3 protein-coding genes are annotated in these 3,408 nt (G+C 62.5%); all 3 read left to right on the forward strand.

The window, feature by feature from the left end:
- Positions 1–60 precede the first annotated feature (60 nt).
- From AAAB16_RS19925 to AAAB16_RS19935, 3 genes are read left to right on the forward strand one after another with little or no spacing between them, the layout of a single operon-like run.
- On the forward strand, positions 61–2,217 hold the full coding sequence (locus AAAB16_RS19925) for an FUSC family protein (protein ID WP_340664891.1): 2,157 nt from the start codon (positions 61–63) through the stop codon (positions 2,215–2,217).
- Complete coding sequence (locus AAAB16_RS19930; RefSeq protein ID WP_110615033.1) at positions 2,207–2,407, forward strand: DUF1656 domain-containing protein; 201 nt, start codon at positions 2,207–2,209, stop codon at positions 2,405–2,407. Before AAAB16_RS19925 ends, AAAB16_RS19930 begins: the two co-directional genes overlap by 11 nt.
- Before the next feature lie 14 nt (positions 2,408–2,421).
- Entirely contained in the window at positions 2,422–3,318 is an 897-nt protein-coding gene (locus AAAB16_RS19935; protein WP_340664892.1) for an HlyD family secretion protein, read from the forward strand.
- Positions 3,319–3,408 lie beyond the last annotated feature (90 nt).

Raw genomic sequence — 3,408 nt, forward strand, 5'->3', positions numbered from 1 at the left:
CCAGGCCGAGTTGTGGGTGGCCCTGGGTGGCGGGGTATTGAATGAAAACGGGGCAACCCCATGAGCACGTTAGCGGCACAACCGCTGCGCGCCACCCTGGCCGATTGGGGCCGCAGCGAAGGCGTGGTTTGGGTGTTTGTCGCCAAGGCATTGCTTACTGCGTTTGTCGCCCTATGGCTGGCCTACCGTCTGCAACTGCCGCAGCCCAGTACGGTGCTGGTGACGGTTTTTATCATCATGCAGCCGCAAAGCGGCCAGGTGCTGGCCAAGAGTTTTTACCGGCTGATTGGCACCTTTGTTGGCCTGGCGATGATGGTGCTGTTGATCGCCTTGTTCGCCCAGGAACGGGTGCTGTTTTTGCTCAGCCTGGCGCTGTGGATTGGCCTGTGCACGGCCGGCGCCACGCGCTACCGCGACTTTCGTGGCTACGCCTGCGTGCTCGCCGGTTACACCGCCGCCATGATCGGCCTGCCGGCTACCCTGCATCCGGAAGGGGCGTTTATGGCGGCGCTGTGGCGCGTGCTGGAAATCAGTTTGGGCATTCTCTGCACTGGGGTGGTGAGCGGCGTGTTGCTGCCGCAATCCAGCAGCCACTCATTGCGCAGCACCCTGGCGGCACGCTTTCGCGACTTCGCCGGGTTTGCCTGGGAAGGCCTGGCCGGTGAGCTGGCGCCGGCACGTTTCGAGGCGCTTAACGCGCGCTTTGCCGCCGAAGCCGTGGGCCTGGAAAACCTGCGCAATGCCAGCACATTTGAAGACCCGCATATGCGCCTGCGCAGCGGTCGGCTGGCGCGCTTGAACACCGAATTTATGCAGCTCTCCACCCGCTTTCATGCCCTCTACCAGTTGCTGCGGCGGTTGCAGGTGGCCGGTGAACAGCACGTGGTTGAAGCCTTGCAACCGTGCTTGGCGGAAGTGGCTGTGGTGCTGGCGCCGCTGCGCGCACGGCTTGGCAGCGACAGCGAAGCGGTGCAACTGGCCGAGCGCGTGCTGGCGTGCAAGGTGGAGTTGATGGAGCAGATTCGTCGCGCGCGTCTGCAACTCAATATGCAGCTGCCCAACGAAGCGCAAATGCTCGACTTCAACACCGCTGCCGAGTTGCTTTACCGCTTTGCCGATGACCTGCACAACTACGCCCTGACCCATGCCTCCTTGCTCGACCATCACCATGCGCGCGAGCAGTTCACTGGCGTATTCACCCCGCGGGCCAACGGCATGGCGGCGATAGTGGCGGGTATGCGTGGCGCGTTGCTGCTGCTCACGCTGAGCGCGTTCTGGCTGGCCACCGCCTGGCCGAGCGGCACCACCTTGGTGATGACGGCGGGCATGATTACCGGCCTGGTTTCCGCCGGCGCCAATCCCAAGCGCTTGGCCGCGCAGTTGTTGTTGGGCGCCTGTGGCGCCGCGGTAATGGGCTTTGCCTTGCAGTTTTTTGTGCTGCCCAGGTTGGATGGTTTTGCCTTGCTGTGCGGCGCGTTGGCGCCGGTGTTTGCGCTTGGCGCGGCCTTGCTTACGCGGCCGCAATGGGCAGGCGTGGGCACCGGTTTGTTGGTGTGGTTTTGCATGCTTTCGCTGCCGGCCAACCTGACCGTTTATAACCCTTACGGTTTTATCAACGAATACCTCGCCGCCTTGCTGTCGATGGCCATGGCGACCCTGGCCACAGCCTTGATTCTGCCGCCCAACCGGCCCTGGTTATGGCGGCGTCTGGAACATGATCTGCGCATGCGCGTGGTGTTCGCCGTGAGCGGCAAGCTCAGGGGCTTGGTCGCCGGTTTTGAAAGTGGCACCCGCGACTTGCTGAACCAAGCCCACGGTTTTTCCAACGGCCGCCCGGACGTACAACGGCAATTACTGCGTTGGATGTTTCTGGTGCAGGAAATCGGCCATGCCGTGATCGAGTTGCGTCAGGAGCAGGAAGCATTGCCGGCGCTGGCCTGCTACGGCGAGGACACACCCTGGCGCCAGGCCATTCGCGTAATGGGCCGAGCGTTGATTCGTTTGTTTGTGCGCCCGCAGGAAGATTATCGCCAGCGTGCCCTGCAGGCTGTCGAGCTGGCCATCGCCGCCGTACGCGCCACCGCGGAACCGCGCGCGCCGCAGTTCGACACCTCGCCGTTGCGGCGGGTAATGAGCTACCTGCACTTTATCCGCAGTGCCTTGCTCGACCCCGAATCACCGCTGGCGCCTGTTGCCGGAGCTGAACATGCCCCGTGAAGTGCACGTGCTGGGCGTGTATATGCCCAGCCTGACCCTGTTGTTTCTGCTCTGCGTCGTGCTCGGCTGGGGCCTGGATCGCCTGCTGGCCTGGCTGGGTTGCTATCGCTACGCCTGGCACCCGACGTTGCTGCGGGTCAGCCTGTTTATCTGCTTGTACGGCGCGTTGGCGCTGTGCATTTACCGTTGAATCGAGACCCTCGCATGTCCGTGAAAAAGATCATCAGCGTGTTTGTCAGCCTGCTGGTAGTGACCGTGGCGCTGTTTGTGTTGCGTACCCTGTGGAGCCATTACATGGACGCGCCCTGGACCCGGGATGGGCGCGTGCGGGCCGATATCATCAACATTGCCGCCGACGTCGGTGGGCTGGTGGTGGACGTGGCGGTGGCGGACAACCAAGCGGTTAAAAAAGGCGACTTGCTGCTGCGTATCGACCCTGAGCATTTCCAACTGGCGGTGCAGCAGGCCGAAGCCGACGTGGCGGCGCGCAAGGCCTTGCTGAAGCAGCGCAAGAGCAACGCCGAGCGCCGCGCCGATCTGGATGAGCAGGTGGTATCGCGGGAAAGTCGTGACGATGCCAGCCACCTGGCAGCCGCCGCGCTGGCCGACTATCAACAGGCGCAGGCGCGCTTGGCGGCAGCGCGACTGGATCTGCAACGCAGCGACGTGCGCGCGCCGGTGGATGGCTATATCACCAACCTCAACGTCTACCGCGGCGACTTTGCCCAGCGTGGGCAGGCGACCATGGCGTTGGTCGACAGCCATTCGTTTTATATCAACGGCTACTTTGAAGAGACGCGCTTGCCGCTGATAAAGGTTGGTGATCCGGTGCAGATGCGCATTATGAGTGGCGCGCTTCTACAGGGACATGTGCACAGTGTTGCGCGGGGGATTTATGACCGCGATAACCCACAGAGCCATGAGCTGACGGCGGATGTGAACCCGACGTTTAACTGGGTGCGGTTGGCGCAGCGGGTGCCGGTGCGGATCAGCATTGATCGTGTGCCTGAGGGGTTGCTGTTGGCGGCGGGGATGACCTGTACGGTGGTGGTTAATCCGCAGGCCAATGAGGGTAATGAGTGGTTGATGAGCGTCGAATAGATTGGCGCGGACTAACTGCGTAAGGCGTGCGCACCAGCGTTTGATGTTTGCGTTGTGGTTGGTGTTGTTCTTCGTTGCTGCGTTTGCTGA

Origin of the sequence: Pseudomonas sp. (assembly GCF_037994325.1) — a bacterium.
GTDB lineage: Bacteria > Pseudomonadota > Gammaproteobacteria > Pseudomonadales > Pseudomonadaceae > Aquipseudomonas.

Excerpts from the sequence above, each read along its gene's own strand:
- AAAB16_RS19925 (WP_340664891.1), top strand. The coding sequence starts at position 61 with ATGAGCACGTTAGCGGCACAACCGCTGCGCGCCACCCTGGCCGATTGG.
- AAAB16_RS19930 (WP_110615033.1), top strand. The coding sequence starts at position 2,207 with ATGCCCCGTGAAGTGCACGTGCTGGGCGTGTATATGCCCAGCCTGACC.
- AAAB16_RS19935 (WP_340664892.1), top strand. The coding sequence starts at position 2,422 with ATGTCCGTGAAAAAGATCATCAGCGTGTTTGTCAGCCTGCTGGTAGTG.